This window comes from Paenibacillus xylanexedens (assembly GCF_007676705.1).
Taxonomy (GTDB): Bacteria; Bacillota; Bacilli; order Paenibacillales; family Paenibacillaceae; genus Paenibacillus; species Paenibacillus xylanexedens_C.
On record NZ_VEBF01000003.1, the window covers coordinates 664,134 to 682,503 of the forward strand.

The window sequence follows — 18,370 nt, forward strand, 5'->3', positions numbered from 1 at the left end:
TTTTTATTTCCCTTTCAAACAACTCCCCGCTCAAACTCCGCAAATTCAATCCGATTACGCCCATTCTGCTTCGCCTGATACAATGCCTTATCCACCGCAGCGAACAGCTGAATCAAATACCCTTCTGGATTGTCCGGCACATGCTCAACCTCAAAGTCCTCAAAGGATAGAATCCCAATACTAATCGTAATGGACACCTTCATAATCTCGTGATCCACCACAATGTGGTTGGACTCCACAGCTGTTCTTACGCGCTCCGCGATCTGATTCGCCAGATCATGCTCCGTATGCGGAAGGTAGATCATGAACTCTTCCCCGCCATAACGTGTCAGAATATCGGTACTGCGAATCGATTGTTTGACGGCCTCCGCCGTGCGAACGAGCACTTCATCCCCGATGACATGTCCGTAGCGATCATTGATGGCTTTGAAGTAGTCGATATCGAGCAGTAGGAGTGAAAATGGTGTTTTGTACTGAATATTGGTAATGACCTCATGATTCAGATGTTGGGTCAGATATCGACGGTTGTAACAGTTGGTTAAACTGTCTGTCAGGGCGAGTTCTTCCAGTTTGCGATTGGCCTCGGATAACTCCTGACGGATCAAGTCTAGCGCCTGATTGCGCTCCTGAAGCGTTACGTTCTGGCGATTCATCTCTTTCACATAGAAACGCTCCTGCGAGACATCCTGGAACGTGAGAATATGACCGATCGGCACAAGAGCCGAATCCACAATCGGAGAAGATTGCAGGATATAGTGCCGGATATTGTTGTCCCGCTCCACGATCACTTCAATGTGAGAGAGGGTATTTTCTTTTTTCTTATAGTGATTCACGAACTCCCGGCAGCTGCCCACAACATGAACAGATTCCAGAAATGCCTCCATATCAAAAGAATCCCCCACATGCAGATCCATAAAGGATCGAGAGGCTTTGTTCGCTTCAACAATGACCTCATTCTCATCCAGTACCAGGATGCCATATGGAATGGTATTGATTACATCCTCATGGGCGATGGAGACCAGATCGAACACATTGTATCTTTTGATCACATAGACGAAGAAGAGGTCAGACAGAAAGATTCCCAGCGAAGTCATGCCAGGAATGATCGGCAACCAGCGGGCTAGAACGACATTCAGAATCGCATCAATTGTTGCAAAGACAGCCAAGACCAAGATGCCCCACAGGGTGATCCGCACCTGTTTTTTGATCATGGCAGACGTCTGCGAAGAATACACCGCCCGGAATAGAACCACGAGAGAAGTCAAGAAATAGCTCACCAGAATAGTCATCACAACCCAGAACCAAAGGCCGTAATCCCGCTCGATGTACCCGCCCTCCAGTGGAATGACGAACTCGTTCCATGGATTAGCAACCACACCTATAGCCCCGATCACCGCAGGGACAAATAGCAAGAAGGTCCCTTTTGTACTCAGACGCTCTGAATAACCGGTAATAAAGATCGTCAGTAGAAGCCACCCGCTCCCAAGCAGAGAGACCGCGACGAAAGATAACGTAACGTAGAACAACTGCAGACCAGAATCATCCGTGAGCGTACTCGCAAATTGACAGAAAGGCCAGAGCATCATCAACCCGTGAAATAAAAAGTACACCTTATGTAAGTTCGTAATCCTAACCGTAGCAAACACATATACACCTACACCAAACAATAGGACAAATAAAAAGAGATCATACCATACTAAAGGGTTCACGAATCTTCTCCTTCTTAGATGCTACAATGACAACGTGGTTGTTCATGATTCTATGTGATACTTTATTGGTTAATTTAACCATATCTTATCACACCACTATGAGGGTGAGTAGCCCATACACTGGAAGTCCGACCAACCTCTGATTGAAATGCTGATCTATTTCTGATTATTTATAATGCTTTTGAAGGTTTAGAGTACAAACAGGAGAGGAAGGTCATCTGCTCGGGAGATATTGGGACATTACCATGTGATTCATATTGAGCCATCCGGCTATCGGACGGCTCTTACATCATTCGTTTACTTCATCCAGAGGGAGATTATCCGTAAATAGATCGGGGTTATCCTTGAGCATCTCCGTAATTACCTCTGTTGTCTTAGCCGCATCACATACTCTTACGACCGCATCACCGAGCTTGCCTTTACGCATCGCACCTTCGCGAACCAGTACCTCATCTACTTTCCAGAAATGCTCCGACCATGGCAACCCACAATGTCTGCGGGACGGTACTGAAATCTGGGTTCCATCTGGTAAAACCGTATAAAGCTTCTCATGCTCGTCCGTCATTCTACCAGGGATGTCCACCCACTCTTCGACCCCATGGATAAACGTATTCCGCTTCAAGTCAACGCCTACTAACAATATTGTCGCTTTCCGATCAAGCAGTTTCCCCCATGCCGAACCTCTCGCACACGGTGTATCGAAGAGATGATCGTCCTTCGTAAACGTCTCTGCGTCCCGTCCCAGTGCCGCTACCGAGTGCGTCGGATGCCACGAACGAACTACGCCCGGACGTTGACGAAAAAGTTCAGGCAGAATGCCCACGCAACAGGTAGAATTTTCCACGTGGAACAATGGGTTATCCGCATTAATGGTAGACCATGTATGGGTGGGAAGCACCAGCAATCCCTCTTTCATATAGTCGCTAAAGGCATCCAACACCGTGTCCGCTCCACCTTCAACCTCCCCTAAACTCTTCATTGAAGAGTGAATAAGCAACGTGCCTTGCCCATCCAAACCGAGCTGCTCTAGTTGCTGAATTAAACTTTCTTTTGTGTACATGTCTGTCGTCCTCCATTTCTTATCCCTTGTCGATGAAAAAAAACTCCTATTCAGCGCACATCATGCTTCATAGCATAACAAACAAAGGGCCGAGGGTTAACCCCCGGCCGCAGAGAAAGAATTTGTATGAGTTCAGGCAGTAGCTGCCAATCCACTTTTACTTAATAATAACGTACTCCAGATTCACAAGCTTCGCATACGTTACGATCTGATCTGTCGTCAGGTTCAAGGATACAACCGTATGGTGACCGCCACCATTTTCGATCCATGCTTTTACCCCGTCCTGGAAGTTCGGCTTCACGCTCCACAATACACGCGCTACCGGCAGGTTAGGCGCTGGAACGGTTGGCTCAAATGCAGATACTTCATTGATCAGCAGTTTGTAGTGGGTACCGAAGTCTGCCATAGATACCACGACACCTTCGCCTGCTTTGCCGTCGAATACAAGACGTGCCGGATCTTCACGATCGCCAATACCCAGTGGGGACACGATGATTCTCGGTTTCGTGCTAGCGAGTGTAGGATCTACTTCAAGCATGTGAGATTGCAGGATAGCCTCCTGTCCAGCAGCCATCTCGTATGTGTAGTCTTCCATGAAGCCCGTGTTCTCGTTATGGGCCATGATTTTTAGCAAGCGATCCAGCGCAGCTGTTTTCCAGTCACCCTCACCAGCAAATCCGTAGCCTTGAGCCATCAGGCGCTGCACGGCCAGACCCGGAAGCTGCTTCATACCATGCAGATCTTCGAAGTTCGTAGTGAAGGCACTGTAACCACCTTCGTCCAGAAAACGCTTAATCGCAATTTCATAGCTCGCTTGCACACGTACGCTGGCTTCCCAAGCTTCCTTGCTGTTCGTGCCATAATCGAATTCGTAGAGGTCTCCATACTGAGCAATCAAATCATCGATTTCCTGCTCTGTTACAGCGTTCACGTATTGCACGAGGTCGCCAATGCCGAAGTAATCAACCGTCCATCCGAATTGGATCTGTGCTTCCACTTTATCGCCTTCGGTTACGCCCACGTTGCGCATGTTATCACCGAAGCGAGCAACTTTGATGTTAAAGCTCTCATTATAAGCTACCGCTACGTCCATCCAGTCTGCAACCTGCTGTTGCACTTCTGGGCGCTCCCAGTAGCCAACAACGATTTTATTTTGTTTTCTCAGACGAGCATTAATGAAACCATATTCGCGGTCACCATGCGCCGCTTGGTTCAGGTTCATGAAATCCATATCGATGGTTGCCCAAGGAATGCTTTCATTGAATTGGGTTGCCAAGTGAAGCAAAGGTTTTTGCAGCAATTTCGTACCACGAATCCACATTTTCGCTGGGGAGAATGTATGCATCCATGTGATGACACCTGCTACTTCGTCGCGATAATTGACTTCCTTCATCGTGCTCGTGATTTTATCTGCGCTTACCGCCAGATCCTGCAATACGAGTGGGTACGGCAGTACACCACTTGCATTAAGGGCATCCGTGATTTTCTGTGCATTGGCTTTTACTTCGCCCAGTGCTTCTTCTCCGTACAAGTGCTGTGAACCGACCACAAACCAGAATTCTTTTGCTGCTGTTGCTGACATATAATCATCCTCATTTCATTATTTTATAGTTGAACAAATGGGTTTACACTGGCACACTGCGCAGCCAGAATAATCTTTCGATCGCTGGTTATCCCCGGATTTTTTTGATTCCCTTTTTTATAGGGAAAATCCTGTGATAAACGCGAACGCTCCGCTTCTCCAGCTTTCTTCTGTCTTCTCCGTTATCGTGTAAAAAGTATAGTTGAACAAATCATTTCCACACTAAACCACTTGGAAGCCAAAACATGCTTCCAGTCACTGTTATAACTTAATTACTTCTGTCCGTAATACGCGTCTTTTCCGTGTTTTCGCAGATAGTGTTTATCCAAAATGCCTTGTGGCAGTTCTTTCGCGAAGTTATTTAATTGCCGCGCGTACAGGTTCATTTTGCACACTTCCTCCAGTACGACACTGTTCACCACCGCAGACTTGGCATCTTTCCCCCACGTAAACGGTGCATGACCATGGAGCAATACTGCTGGAACAGCCATAACATCAATTCCACGCTGTTCAAACGTTTCAATAATGACGCGCCCTGTCTCCGCTTCGTATCCGCGATCAACCTCGTCCTGGTTCAGGAAACGTGCACAAGGCACCGCCCCGTAGAACGTGTCCGCATGTGTTGTTCCCATCACAGGTACATCCAGTCCGGCTTGCGCCCAGATGGTCGCCCACGTGGAGTGTGTGTGCACGATGCCACCAATCTCCGAGTAATGCTTATATAGTACGGCATGTGTTGCGGTATCCGAGGAAGGTCTCATCTCACCTTCTACGACGTTACCGTCCAGATCGACCACAACCATGTCGCTTGCTTTCATCGTATCGTAACTGACGCCACTTGGTTTGATCACGAACAGACCGCTTTCCCGATCGATTGCACTGACATTACCCCATGTGAATTTTACAAGTCCGTGCTTTGGCAGTTCCAGATTCGCCTGGAATACTTCTTCTTTCAGTTGTTCTAACATGTTATTCCCTCCCGTTCTCTACCAGATGATCTACAGCTGCCTGCTCAATTGTGAGCCCACTCCGGTAGCGTTCGATAAATGCTTCAAACCCTTTCACATCCGATGCATCCGGTGCCACTTCGACTCCCTCAACATCGTTAAAGACTTTCTGCTCCAGGAACACATCCAGGCTCTCCTCTTGATCCTTGTTGATCATGTACGAAGCCAGAAGTGCCATTCCCCATGCGCCGCCTTCACCAGCGGTAGACATCACCGACACCGGCACGTTCATCGCAGCGGCTACAATCCGTTGTCCAACGACAGGGGTCTTGAACAGGCCACCGTGAGCCAAAATGCTGTCAATGGCTACATTCTCTTCTTCCGTCAAAATGTCCATACCCAGCTTGAGTGCACCGAAGGCACTGAACAGATGTGTCCGCATGAAGTTTGCCAGATTGAAATTGCTTTCCGGGGAGCGGACGAACAATGGACGGCCTTTCTCAAGTCCCGTAACGTTCTCACCTGAGTAGTAACCGTAGCTGAGCAAGCCGCCACCATCAGGGTCTGCCTCCAAAGCCTTGTTAAACAACACGCTAAACAACTTGCCGTTATCCACTTCATATCCCATCGCTTGAGAGAATTCACGGAACAACCCAACCCATGCGTTGATATCACTGGAACAGTTGTTGGCATGCACCATCCCTACTGGGCTACCATCCGGCGTGGTGACCATATCGATCTCGGGATACACTTTGGATAATTCCTTCTCCAGTACGATCATCGCAAATACGGATGTGCCGACGGAGATGTTCCCCGTACGTTTTCTCACGCTATTCGTTGCCACCATACCCGTTCCGGCATCGCCTTCTGGCGGGCAAAGCGGAATGCCTGCTTGCAGATCTTGTGAAGGGTCGAGCAACTTGGCTCCCGCTTCCGTTAACTCACCTGCATTCTCACCAGCAAGATATACCTTGGGAAGAAGATCCTCGACTTTCCACGGATAACCTTTGCCTGCAATCTGTTCGTCGAACTGTTGGATCATGGATGGGTGGTAATTATGCGTAGACTCGTCAATTGGGAAAATGCCAGAAGCATCGCCGATCCCAATCGCCTTATTGCCCGTCAGCAACCAGTGGATGTATCCAGCCAAGGTTGTCAGGTGATCGATCTGTGGCACATGCGCCTCTTCGTTCAAAATCGCTTGGTACAAGTGGGCGATGCTCCAGCGTTCAGGAATATTGAATTGCAGAAGATCCGTTAGCTCTCTTGCAGCTGCTCCTGTAGTAGCATTACGCCAGGTGCGGAAAGGTACCAGCAGTTCGCCAGCGCTATCCAACGCAATATATCCGTGCATCATGGCCGAGAATCCGATAGAACCAACCGTTCGCAGCGTAATACCGTATTTCTGTTCCACATCTTGCTTCATCTCACGATAAGCCGCTTGCAAACCAGTGATGATATCCTCCTGGTTGTACGTCCAATATCCATCTTTCAGAAGGTTCTCCCACTCATAACTGCCTGACGCGATGGTTTCAAAACGCTCATCAATCAATACCGCCTTAATCCGCGTTGAACCAAATTCAATTCCAAGTGAAGTAGCACCCTTGGTAATGGCTTCTTTCAAGTCCAATTGACTCATAATCACGTGTTCCCCTCTCCGGTCACGATTTCACATCCCAAAGGATGCATATATAAGGTGAAGCTCTTACTTATGGCGATAGCTAATCATGAATTTTGTATAAATGCTTCCTGTTGTGTTTTCAAAGAATGCGCTTTCCTTTTCTGACAGCCTTAGTATATTTTTTGTACGTACATTTGTCAATAATATATAATATTTATGCTTACAAATGACACATATTGTGCTCTATTTGATCATTAAAAGGACTTATATGGCTATAAAATGGCTATGCTGTAAGGTACACATCTATGCAAAAAGTCCGAATATGTACGGTTTATTTCGAAAAATGTTCGGTATTATTTTCATCCCATCTGAATCATGCTAAAATATGTACGTACAACTATTTGAACAACAACGTTGATATAGATGAGTAACGATGAAAGAAGTGGACTACGTGAAGCCAAAATACCAGGTCATCATTGATGATATAAAGAGTCATATCCTCTCGGGGACATATAGCATAGGTGAACAGATTCCTACGGAGTCGGCATTACAGGACAGCTACAAAGTAAGTCGCCAAACGGTGCGGAAAGCCATTTTGGAGTTATCAAACGAAGGGTTTTTACGAAGCGAAAAGGGGTCAGGAACTTACGTTAGTAACCAGTACCGATCACGATCAGGCGGCCATACGTCGAAGAAAACGATCGGTGTGATCACGACATACATCTCGGATTACATCTTCCCTTCCATTATTCGCGGCATCGAGAGTCGTCTGAATGAGGACAACTACTCGTTACTGCTGGCCAGCACCAATAATGATGTAGCGCAGGAGAAAAAAGCCCTCGAAATGATGCTCTCCTACGGCGTGGATGGACTGATCGTCGAACCAACCAAAAGTAATCTGTATAATCCCAATATTGCATACTACCTGTCGTTCAAGGAGCAGGATGTGCCGTTTACGATGATTAATGCGTTCTATGAGGAGCTAGAGGTTCCGTTCTTCTGTCTGGATGACGTGCAATCCAGTTATCTTGCCACTCGGGAATTAATCGGCAAAGGCCATACCCAGATCGGCATTATTGCGAAAATGGATGATTTGCAAGGTAAGTACCGGATGAAGGGGTATATCAAGGCACTCGGTGAAGCGAAGTTACGGTTCCATCCTGAGCAAGTACTCTCCTTTGATACCGCATCAAAACCAGAGTTATCCTCCAATGTAGCAGCGTATCTGGACGAAAACAGGGATTCGCTCACCGCTATCGTCTGTTATAACGATGAGGTAGGATTAGAGGTCGTGCACGCCTGTAGGCAACTGGGCATTTCGATCCCGGATGAGCTATCCATCATTGGACAGGACAATTCGTACATCGCTAAGAACGCCAACATAAGGCTAACAACGCTAACCCATCCCCAAGAGCAAATGGGCCGCGATGCTGCCGACTGGGTGATCAAGAATCTGCAAGGCAAAAAGGATCTGCCCACGAACACCTACTATCAGCCGGTGCTGGTTGAGGGAGAGACAGTGAAGGAGATCGAAGTGGAATAACATTGGTTTGGAACGGAGCGATCAAGGTGTTTCCGAGCGTTTCTGTCCAGCATGCATGAAGAAGGCCGTCAGAATCATCTGCGGCCTTCTTTATTCTTGTTCAAGATAATGAGGAATTACACTTTTTCTTACATATACATCTTCTCTAATAGAGTTCACTTCGTCTGTTCCGCTTCTTCACTTACCAAACTTACAACGACGCCTTTCTTCTCCAAGTTTTTCACAACCTGCTCTGCATGCTCATTCAACGGATTGTTGGCCAAATATACCTCTGTTAGATGTGGAATGGTTTCGAGCACTGCAATATCCTCAATGAGGTTATCTTCTACATAAAGGTACTCCAAGGTGGGATGATTTTTTAAAGGTGTCAGATCCTGAATTTTATTTTCATTCATAATGATCCATTTCAGCTTTAATTTCTGAAGAGGACTTAGATCGGTCACCTGATTACCGCTGGCGAGCAGACTAGTCAGCTTATGCATATTTTTTAATGGAGCCAGGCTTTTGATTTTGTTATCGTCCATAACCAGATTTTGCAGATTAGTCAGACCTGAAAGTGGCGAGATATCTGTAATCTGATTGCCTTCAACAGCTAAGAACGTCAATTTCTTTAACTTGTGGAGTGGTTTAATATTTTTTATACCTTGCCCAGGTAAGAATAAATCCTGCAAATTAATGGCATGTTCAAGACCTTGCAGGTTAGAAATCTTATTTTTCGTTTCCATAGCATATATGGATTTTAATTTTTTCAAATCGCCAGCCTTTATTTCCTTCTTAGCCGACAGCTTCAAATCTGTTCGAATAACTTTGGCCAGGACCGGGTCTTTGATAAGCGATGCAGCCGAGATAATAGTGGACGGTAATAGTACAAAAACCAAACAAAGTACGATCAACTTTTTTATGAATTGATTATGCATATAGAATCTCCTTAATTATTTAATACTAGAAATATACCATGATCTGGAATGTAATACATTGATAATATGTTTATCCCTATTTAATAGAGTCCCTACTACTCTCACCCTACAACTTTTCATTTAAAACGGATAATGGAATACTTCCCCCCAAGAAATATAACCCTAATATGATATGAGCCTTTACAATTTTTTCATTGACACTCTCTTTGATAAAAAGATATATTTATTGATGTTGATAATCATTATCAGGTATATAAAACGTTTTATATACCTACTTGTTCACATCCCCATGGATGTAATGGATCAATTCGGATATTCAGCACCACCAAATATATTTTAAGATTCAGGAAGGGGAAACACATGAACACAAAGAGAAAGCTTTCCTTAACAACATTACTTCTATCACTGGTCTTCATCTTGGCATTGGTAGGTTGTGGCAACCAAACAGCTGAGCCAGCAGCAACTCCTGCTGCAAGTGATTCGGCAACTCCAGCTACAGAAACACCAGCCGCTACAGATGAGAATGCCGGATATCCAATTACAATCAAGCATGCTTTGGGTGAAACGGTTATTGAGAAAAAGCCTGAGCGTGTAGCTACTGTACAATGGGCGAACCAAGATGTCGTTCTCGCGCTTGGACAAGTTCCTGTAGGCTTTTCGGCAGCTAACTTCGGTGTTCAGGACGACAGCGGACTGTTGCCTTGGACAGCTAAGAAACTCGATGAACTCGGTGTAACAGACCCGAACGTTTTCCAAGATACAGACGGACTTGATTTTGAAGCGATTTCCGATTCCAATCCGGATGTTATTCTTGCAGCATACTCCGGTATCACGCAGGAAGACTACGATCTTCTTAGTGAAATTGCTCCAGTTGTAGCCTATCCAACGGCTCCATGGGCAACAACATGGCGTGAGCAGGTTACTTTCAATGCGAAGGGTATGGGTATGGAAGCAGAAGGTGAGCAATTGATCAAAGATACGGAGGCTATGGTCAACGAAAAATTAGCCGCATATCCTCAGATCAAAGACAAAAAAGTGGTTTGGGTTAACTTCTCCGCTGAAGACATGTCCAAACTTCATATCTATACACCTGTAGATTCACGCGTGGCCTTCCTTGGTGAGCTAGGGTTGGTTGTTCCAGAGAGTATCACTAGCCAAATTACAGACCCTAACAGCTACTCCCTGAGCTTAAGTGCAGAGAATGCTGAAGCCCTTAATGATGCAGATATTATTGTTGGATATGGTAATGCCGAGTTGTTGAAAGCCATTCAGGCTGATCCGCTGCTAGGTAAAATCCCTGCGGTTAAACGTGGTTCCGTAGCATTCATTGAAGCAGACACACCTTTGGTTGCTGCTGGAACGCCAAACCCACTTTCCATCTCTTATACTATCGATGATTACCTGAAATTGATTAGTGGAGCCATCGACAAGATCAATGAATAGTACATCGCTTTCGAATGATAATCGAATACGAGCACATGTCCCCAAGAACTTCATCTTGGTGTTAGTCATTTGTTTTATTCTGCTCGCTGCAACTATGATTGCCTCACTGGTCTTTGGTTCTAGACCCGTGAGGTTTCATGAGTTAATCGACGGATTATTTCACCCAGAGGTAGACTCATATGGGGCAAACATCGTGCGCAAACGGATCTCCCGAACGGTCTTCAGTTTGTTATGCGGAGTAGCACTCGGCGTGTCAGGAGCACTTATGCAAGCCGTTACCCGGAACCCGCTTGCCGACCCAAGCATATTGGGCGTCAATACAGGGGCATCCCTGTTTGTGGTGATGGGTATTGCATTCCTGAACATCAGCAGCGCCAATCAATATATCTGGCTGGCACTAGCTGGAGCTGCAATAACAGCTGTGTTCGTATTCGGAATTGGCTCAATGGGGCGTGGCGGAGCCACGCCCATTAAGCTTGTTTTGGCCGGAGCGGCCATCAGTGCCGCGCTCTCCTCACTCGTCACCGCCATTATGATCCCTCGCTCCTATGTCATGGACCAGTTCAGGTTCTGGCAAGTGGGCAGCGTAGGCTCGGCAACCTGGAGTGGAATCAGTACGTTCATCCCCTTCCTGGTCATCGGCGTCCTCATCGCGTTTCTGACAGCGCCTGCCCTGAACGCGCTGGCCCTGGGTGACGATGTTGCGACAGGACTCGGTGTTCGCACAGGTACACTTCGATTCATTGCGGCTCTTGCAGGGGTTTTGTTGTGTGGTGCAGCTACTGCACTTGCTGGGCCTATTGGTTTCATCGGATTGTTATCTACACACGTCATACGCCTTATACTGGGTCCTGACTTACGTTTTGTCATACCCATGTCAGCGGTAGCTGGAGCGATCATTCTAACGATATCTGATGTCGGTGGCAGACTCATCAGCAACCCTGGGGAGCTTGAAGTCGGTGTCGTTACTGCCTTTATAGGGGCTCCAATACTAATCATCCTCGCGATGCGATCGAAAGTGCGTTCATTATGAGAGATCAATCGATTGAATTTATTATGGCGGGCAGACGTCATCGACGTCGCCGCTGGATACTTGTCACCAGTCTCCTTGCCATACTTGCATGTGCTCTTTGCTGCGCCATGCTTTTACTCGGCAACACAATCTATCCGGTTAAAGATGTCATCAGCTCCCTTGCGGGAGAGAAGATCAAAGGTGTGTCTTTTGCCGTGAATACGATACGTCTACCAAGAATGCTCACAGGTCTCTTTGCCGGATTTGCCTTCGGTATTGCAGGTTATACCTTCCAAACCATGTTGCGGAACCCGCTGGCCAATCCTAATGTCATCGGGATTACGTCAGGTTCAAGCGCTGCGGCTGTGTTCTGTATTGTTGTACTTCATGCAAGCGGAGCCATTGTTTCCTTGGCTTCAGTGATTGCAGGTCTGGCTACGGTATTGTTCATATATGTACTTTCCAGAGGAAAAGTGTTCTCCATCGGACGGTTAATACTTATCGGGATTGGTATTCAAGCTATGCTTGATGCAGTAATCTCCTATCTCCTACTGGTTAGTTCTGAAAAGGATATTCCAGCTGCAATCCGATGGCTCACAGGCAGTCTGAACGGTTCTCAGATGAGTGCACTACCACCTCTCGTGATTACCGTACTGATCTGCACACCTATCATCATGATGTTGGGCAAACACCTCAGTATATTGGAACTCGGAGAACAATCGGCATTCTCACTAGGTGTGGATACGGACAAAACCAGAATTGCACTTATTGTGAGTTCCGTCTGCATGGTTGCCATTGCTACCGCGACTACAGGTCCGATCGCCTTTGTCTCCTTCCTTGCGGGACCTATCGCAAAGAGGCTCGTAGGTGTTGGCTCCTCGAACATCATCCCGGCAGGTTTGGTTGGCGTTAATCTGGTTCTGGCCTCCGACCTCATCGGACAGTTTGCTTTTGAGTACAGATTCCCCGTAGGCGTCATTACCGGATTACTCGGAGCACCGTATCTGATCTTCCTGTTAATCCGAATGAATCGTAAGGGGGAGTTATAATGAAACCGACACATGTATTTGAAGCGAAACAACTCGTTGCGGGATATGAAAATAAAACGATTATCCACGGTGTGGACATTGTTATACCAAGTAATAAAATTAGCGTCATTATTGGCTCTAACGGCTGCGGTAAGTCTACCCTTTTGAAAACGATGGCCAGACTCATTAAACCTACATCCGGCAGCATTACGCTGGACGGCAAAGCCATTGGCAAAATCCCGCCCAAGCAATTGGCTCGTGTAATCGGGTTACTTCCGCAGTCTCCCATTGTTCCAGAAGGTATTTCGGTAGCGGATCTGGTGGGTCGTGGAAGGTTCCCACACCAATCCTTGTTCAGTGGCTGGACCAAGAAGGATTATGAGGCTGTCGCTGAAGCCATGACCATCATGAACATCACCGAGTTTGCCAATCACAATATTGATGAACTTTCAGGCGGCCAACGACAGCGTGTGTGGATTGCCATGGCGCTGGCGCAACAGACAGATATCCTTTTTCTCGATGAGCCTACGACCTTCTTGGATATCACGTATCAAGTTGAGATTCTGGACCTGCTTACCGAACTGAATCGCAAACACGGAACGACCATTGTGATGGTACTGCACGATATCAACTTATCGGCGCGATATGCGGATCATATCTTTGCGCTTCATACCGGAAAGCTTGTGGCTGAGGGTAAACCTGCAGAGGTAATAACTGCACCACAAGTGAAAGACATTTTTGGATTGGAATGTACGGTCATTGAAGATCCCGTTTCAGGATCACCGATGGTGGTGCCCAAAGGGCGATATCATGCGAGATAGACGAATAGCGGCAGTTGCGACAAAGATCCTTTTGTCCTAACTGTCGCTATCTTATTTTTATGCCTAATCCGTTCTAGCTACAAAGCGAATCGTCACCGAGGTCCCCTGACCTTTTGCGCTGTGATATTCGATCGTTCCCTCATACTTTTCCACGATATTATAGCAGATCATTAATCCAAGCCCCGTCCCATTTGTTTTCAATGAATAAAACGGAGTCCCCAGTGACTTCACCTCTTCCTCTGTCATGCCGCTTCCCTGATCCGAGATTCTTATCTCTACCCATTGCTTCACTCGCTTCGCTGTTACTTGGACGGTTGTACCCGCATCCGAAGCTTCAAGTGCATTTTTGATAAGATTGATCAGCAACTGCTTGAACTCAATTGTATTAATGAGAATTATGCAATCCTCATCCACCTGCACATCCATATGTTTGTCCGACAACATCGCATAGGAGCTGAGCAGACCCGTCACACCTTCAAGGACCTCCCTCACATCGAGCTTCTCCGGTCTCAGTTCTTTATTGGGTTTGGCAAGGGTCAGAAATTGCGAGGTCACCTGCTCTACGGTATTCAATTCATCAATCATTAAGGCAAACTTATTCCTCACCCGCTGCTCAAATGAGTGATCTTCTCGATATAGCTGCAAAAAACCTCGCACCACGGTCACTGGATTACGAATCTCATGGGCAACAGCAGCTGTTAGATGAGCGATCATCTTCAAACGCTCTGATTGTTGTAGTTGCTCAAAATAAAGTTCCTGCTTTTTCATTCGAGTAAAGGTCAGATGAAAAATAAGAAATATAATGACCTGACTCCCCATAATATTGATAAAATTGCCTACCACATCTGTATGTATATATGCATAATCATTCCCTTGGTTATACAGAAGATTGTAACCAAACGTAATGAGGAGCAATATTCCATTGAGAATTAACGAGAAATAAAATAATTTCAGATCATAGAACAGGATGGCGAGGGCTGGAAGTAGACATATGAGAATGTAGGTTGTCCAAGACTGGGGATATAAAATAGCAAGCGTATAGAAGTATGCAAATCCGATCAGAATGATGCTCAATCTGAAGGGAAACGTCTCAAACTTGGGGTATATCAATAAACCTACGGCGAGAACGGATACGCATAGGCAGTGGATCATATAACCCACGGTAATCCCGCTCAATTCTGTCGTGGACAGGATTAATCCGGATAACATCAGAGCAATAATCGCTAGCATTGAAATATAATACGTTTTCCGATTCATCTGACTGTGCAATTCTTTCATGAATTCACCACTTTTAAATGGATTTCTACAGTATCATTGTATCTTATTTGACGACCTGCATACTATCGGCTCTGAGCAAAATGTTACGCGTATGATGATAGTATATATTAACGTTCACTTCGAAAAAAGATTACAATGAAAAGCCATACGGATGATGTCCGTACGGCTATTTAGAGTTGTTTTTGTTCATGCATAACATATGATTACTGACAATCGAAGATGCGAATGTTATTTCCTTACTTCCTTACTTCCAGAGCTCTTCGGCAATTTCCTTAATGAACGCAAGCTTGCGCCATTGTTGTTCCTCGGTCAGATGGTTGCCTTCTTCCGTGGAAGCGAAACCGCATTGTGGGCTCAGGCAGATTCGATCCAAATCAACATATTGTTTGGCTTCCTCGATCCGTTTCAGGATATCTTCCTTGTTCTCCAGCTCTCCGAATTTGGAAGAGAAGAGTCCGAGTACGACCTGCTGATTATCCTTCAGGAAACGAAGTGGCTTGAAGTCACCAGCCCGTTCTGTATCGAACTCCAGGTAGAAACCAGAGTAGTTATCGATGCTCAGAAGTGTCTGCGCAATCGGCTCATAACCGCCACCAACACCTGCAAATGTCGATACATAGTTACCGCGGCAGACATGGGTCGTTACCACGAGATCTTCCGGCAGGCCGGATACCACTTCTTCGTTCAGTTTTGCAAGTTCGTTTGCATACTCTTCCACATTGACGCCAATCTGCTCCATCACTGTGATGAACTGTTGGTCACATAGTGCGCCCCATGTGCAATCATCAATCTGGATGCTGCGGCAGCCGGCTTCATAGAAGGCCAGGATAGATGCTTTGTATGCCTTAGCAATGTCCGAAAGAAGCTCTGAGCGATTCGGATAGACGGCCTGTGTACTTTCCTTATTATCGGCCCGGTCCAATTCGAACAGGAACTGTGCGGCCGCTGGGATGGATTGACGGGCAACAACGTCATTGCCTGCCGTATCTTTCAAGAAAGCATAATGTGCTACAAATGGGTGATTGCTGTAGCCAATTTTGCCAGTCAGACGAGCTGTCTCCGGTCTGGATGTTGCACCGTTGAATCGATAGCCTTCATCAATGATTGTCCGCTCTACGCCATCCAGTCCCCAGAAGAAGTCCAGATGCCACCAAGAGCGGCGGAATTCGCCATCAGTTACAGCTTGAAGGCCAACCTCTTTTTGTTTTTGTACGAGTTTCACAATCTCGGCGTTCTCTACTTCTTTCAACTGTTCCGTGGTGATTTCGCCGTTCTGGTATTTTAATCTGGCATCTTTCAGCGCACTTGGGCGCAAGAAACTGCCAACAATATCATATCGAAATGGAGTGACGGTTCGTTGTTTAGGTTCGGTTTGTATGCTCATAAGTTAATCTCCCCGTTTATCATTATAGAATTAAATATAACATATCCGATCGGATTTACCGTTCTACGAAAGAGCTATAGCCCGTTATAGGTTTTAGCTATAACGGGCTACATTTAAGGAGACTCTATGTTGACCTTAACAGAACTTCAACCCCTACGATCTCACGTCAAAGTAAGAACGATCTTATCCCCGGAGCGGGTGATTTTGTAGATACCCTCTTGCATGTCGATGCCATAATGCTTTTTCAGCAACCACTTGGCGTTAAGATCCGTCTCGACGACCACCAGATAATCGTAGCCGCTCAACAGGTTGTCCATATTGTCCTCATAGAACAACACGATCCCGTCCACATGTGGAGCATACAAGAAATACTTTCCTACATATTGCATGTAATAGTTCGTGACCTGCTGGTCCCTATCTGAAGCATAGAAGAGATATCTGTTAGTATCCTCCTGCCCTCCCTGGTACCACCGATCACCAGTAACCGCATGAATCTTGTAAGGGAGCGTTGTATCATAGCTTTGGGCTATGGAGACGATACCATTGTATTCAGACAAAAGAATCGTGGCAGCAACCGCCATACAACCGATAATCCCCTTTTGATAGTGACCCTTTGACTCAACCGTCTTAAAGGCTTGATAATCAGGGACTTCACCAATCCTATAGTGGAATGAACGCTCCAGATCGATTGCAGCACACAACACCAGCCCACCGGCGAACAGCACCACGATACTTGATGCATAACGCTCGAACCCAGCCAGGACAATCGCCTCATCCAGTGGCATGGAGAAGAGATACAATGCCAGGATGCCTGCATAGTACAGTAACAGTACAACATCCAGTGCAATCAATGCTTTCCACAGGTTCCACTTCTTCTTAAGCACAACAACGGCAAATACCGAAGCTGCGATCGCGATAAGCTGGAAAAGAACAATTCCGATCACTGGGCGCGTCGTCAGATCTGTACTGGACTTCAAGAAAAGCCATAGAATCTCACGCATCTGCTCTGACGTCTTGCCGGCCTGAATCCCCGTGGTAGCTACATCGAACTTGTTATCAATCCCTTGGAATACCGTCGCCATTCGCCAGCTCCAGCCGAAGTAAGGAATCAGTGCTCCACAGATCGTGCCTACCACAGCGAGCGCCGTTTTCCAACTGAACTTTTGCCCCTGCTTTAGCCACGTATATACCAGGAAGATAAGACCGATGGCTGCGAAAATAACCCCTATGCTTTTGATAATGGTCAGCAATCCTGCAAGCGGGAGAACAACAATACATGCTTTTTTTATCTCATTACGATACTGGTATACGACTGCCAGGATGGCAAGCGCGTAGATCGGAAGCAAGAAGTCTACAAGTAAGTTGGTGATCCGAATCGTAAGGTTGAAAAATGAAAGTGTAGATAACCCAAGTCCGAGAAAAGCGTACAGAAGAAAGCGTTTCTTCTCCGAAACGATGCCAAACATGGCATAAAAGCAGGAAAAGATAAGCAGACCTTGTGCCAAAAGCATCACGGACTGGGAATGCCCCATGAAGCGACAGACATAATAAATAAATGACGAAGTCCCCAGCGGATAGTTTTTAAAATCAATTAGGCTGGAGTCTGGCGTCGGAAAAGCATCTGTGCTCAACATCTGCTTCAATACGATAGCCCAGTGGGAAAAATTATCGTAGTGTGTTAACTGGTTCTGAAAGAGTACCAGCAAGAAAACAAACGTCCCTGCTAGAAATGAAAACTGGAATAAGGAAAAAGACAAGCGAAAGGAAGTTCCTCTGCGTAATCCGAGAAGCAACATTCCTCCATACAAAAGCACACCTACAATCAGAATGACAAGGCTGCCCGTAAAGAGCTGCCCTGCCAAACCACTAAGAAAAATAAGACACGCAACCGAGGAACACACAAATACAGGGATGAACTCCCAACGTAGGGAAAGTGCCTTCCGTACAAACTGCATATAGCCAAGAAAGGAGAATATCAATAAAACTCCCATCACTAGTTGAAGCACAATGAGCATCTCTATCTCT

14 protein-coding genes are annotated in these 18,370 nt (G+C 46.2%); 5 read left to right on the forward strand and 9 right to left on the reverse strand.

The window, feature by feature from the left end; translation table 11 throughout:
- Nucleotides 1-14 precede the first annotated feature (14 nt).
- The 5 genes from FS628_RS20830 to FS628_RS20850 form a co-directional block, all read right to left on the reverse strand.
- Entirely contained in the window at nucleotides 15-1,709 is a 1,695-nt protein-coding gene (locus tag FS628_RS20830; protein WP_145324930.1) for a histidine kinase N-terminal 7TM domain-containing diguanylate cyclase, read from the reverse strand.
- 289 nt (nucleotides 1,710-1,998) lie between these two features.
- The gene (locus FS628_RS20835; protein ID WP_145324931.1) at nucleotides 1,999-2,769 is read right to left on the reverse strand and encodes an AAC(3) family N-acetyltransferase; all 771 of its coding nucleotides are present in this window, start codon (nucleotides 2,767-2,769) and stop codon (nucleotides 1,999-2,001) included.
- A gap of 157 nt (nucleotides 2,770-2,926) precedes the next feature.
- Nucleotides 2,927-4,351 (reverse strand): L-arabinose isomerase, encoded by a 1,425-nt coding sequence (araA, locus tag FS628_RS20840; protein WP_145324932.1) that lies wholly within the window; start codon nucleotides 4,349-4,351, stop codon nucleotides 2,927-2,929.
- 272 nt (nucleotides 4,352-4,623) lie between these two features.
- The gene (locus FS628_RS20845; protein WP_036611813.1) at nucleotides 4,624-5,319 is read right to left on the reverse strand and encodes an L-ribulose-5-phosphate 4-epimerase; all 696 of its coding nucleotides are present in this window, start codon (nucleotides 5,317-5,319) and stop codon (nucleotides 4,624-4,626) included.
- Nucleotide 5,320: 1 nt separating this feature from the next.
- A complete protein-coding gene (locus tag FS628_RS20850; protein ID WP_145324933.1) occupies nucleotides 5,321-6,937 on the reverse strand; it encodes a xylulokinase in 1,617 nt (538 codons plus the stop codon).
- A gap of 433 nt (nucleotides 6,938-7,370) precedes the next feature.
- Here FS628_RS20850 and FS628_RS20855 point away from each other — a divergent pair, with 433 nt between their 5' ends.
- The gene (locus FS628_RS20855) at nucleotides 7,371-8,462 is read left to right on the forward strand and encodes a GntR family transcriptional regulator (protein ID WP_145325027.1); all 1,092 of its coding nucleotides are present in this window, start codon (nucleotides 7,371-7,373) and stop codon (nucleotides 8,460-8,462) included.
- A 155-nt stretch (nucleotides 8,463-8,617) separates the two neighbouring features.
- On the opposite strand, the gene FS628_RS20860 is transcribed toward FS628_RS20855, so the two are convergent.
- Nucleotides 8,618-9,379, reverse strand: a complete 762-nt coding sequence (locus FS628_RS20860) for a leucine-rich repeat domain-containing protein (RefSeq protein WP_145324934.1) — start codon at nucleotides 9,377-9,379, stop codon at nucleotides 8,618-8,620.
- Between the two features lie 360 nt (nucleotides 9,380-9,739).
- Between FS628_RS20860 and FS628_RS20865 the strand changes: the two genes are divergently transcribed.
- The 4 genes from FS628_RS20865 to FS628_RS20880 are packed head-to-tail and all read left to right on the forward strand — an operon-like array spanning nucleotide 9,740 to nucleotide 13,683.
- Nucleotides 9,740-10,822 carry an iron-siderophore ABC transporter substrate-binding protein gene (locus tag FS628_RS20865; RefSeq protein WP_145324935.1) on the forward strand — a complete coding sequence of 361 codons (1,083 nt, stop codon included), beginning with the start codon at nucleotides 9,740-9,742 and terminating at the stop codon, nucleotides 10,820-10,822.
- The gene (locus tag FS628_RS20870; protein ID WP_145324936.1) at nucleotides 10,815-11,855 is read left to right on the forward strand and encodes a FecCD family ABC transporter permease; all 1,041 of its coding nucleotides are present in this window, start codon (nucleotides 10,815-10,817) and stop codon (nucleotides 11,853-11,855) included. The genes FS628_RS20865 and FS628_RS20870 overlap by 8 nt, the downstream gene beginning before the upstream one ends.
- The gene (locus FS628_RS20875; RefSeq protein WP_145324937.1) at nucleotides 11,852-12,883 is read left to right on the forward strand and encodes a FecCD family ABC transporter permease; all 1,032 of its coding nucleotides are present in this window, start codon (nucleotides 11,852-11,854) and stop codon (nucleotides 12,881-12,883) included. The genes FS628_RS20870 and FS628_RS20875 overlap by 4 nt, the downstream gene beginning before the upstream one ends.
- A complete protein-coding gene (locus FS628_RS20880) occupies nucleotides 12,883-13,683 on the forward strand; it encodes an ABC transporter ATP-binding protein (protein WP_145324938.1) in 801 nt (266 codons plus the stop codon). Before FS628_RS20875 ends, FS628_RS20880 begins: the two co-directional genes overlap by 1 nt.
- Nucleotides 13,684-13,746: 63 nt before the next feature.
- Here the strand turns inward: FS628_RS20880 and FS628_RS20885 are convergent, their stop codons facing one another.
- The 3 genes from FS628_RS20885 to FS628_RS20895 all read right to left on the reverse strand — a co-directional run bounded on the left by FS628_RS20885 (nucleotide 13,747) and on the right by FS628_RS20895 (nucleotide 18,360).
- On the reverse strand, nucleotides 13,747-14,961 hold the full coding sequence (locus FS628_RS20885; RefSeq protein ID WP_145324939.1) for a sensor histidine kinase: 1,215 nt from the start codon (nucleotides 14,959-14,961) through the stop codon (nucleotides 13,747-13,749).
- A 244-nt stretch (nucleotides 14,962-15,205) separates the two neighbouring features.
- Nucleotides 15,206-16,345 carry a 5-methyltetrahydropteroyltriglutamate--homocysteine S-methyltransferase gene (locus FS628_RS20890; RefSeq protein WP_145324940.1) on the reverse strand — a complete coding sequence of 380 codons (1,140 nt, stop codon included), beginning with the start codon at nucleotides 16,343-16,345 and terminating at the stop codon, nucleotides 15,206-15,208.
- A gap of 161 nt (nucleotides 16,346-16,506) precedes the next feature.
- On the reverse strand, nucleotides 16,507-18,360 hold the full coding sequence (locus FS628_RS20895; protein ID WP_145324941.1) for a hypothetical protein: 1,854 nt from the start codon (nucleotides 18,358-18,360) through the stop codon (nucleotides 16,507-16,509).
- Between the last annotated feature and the right edge of the window lie 10 nt (nucleotides 18,361-18,370).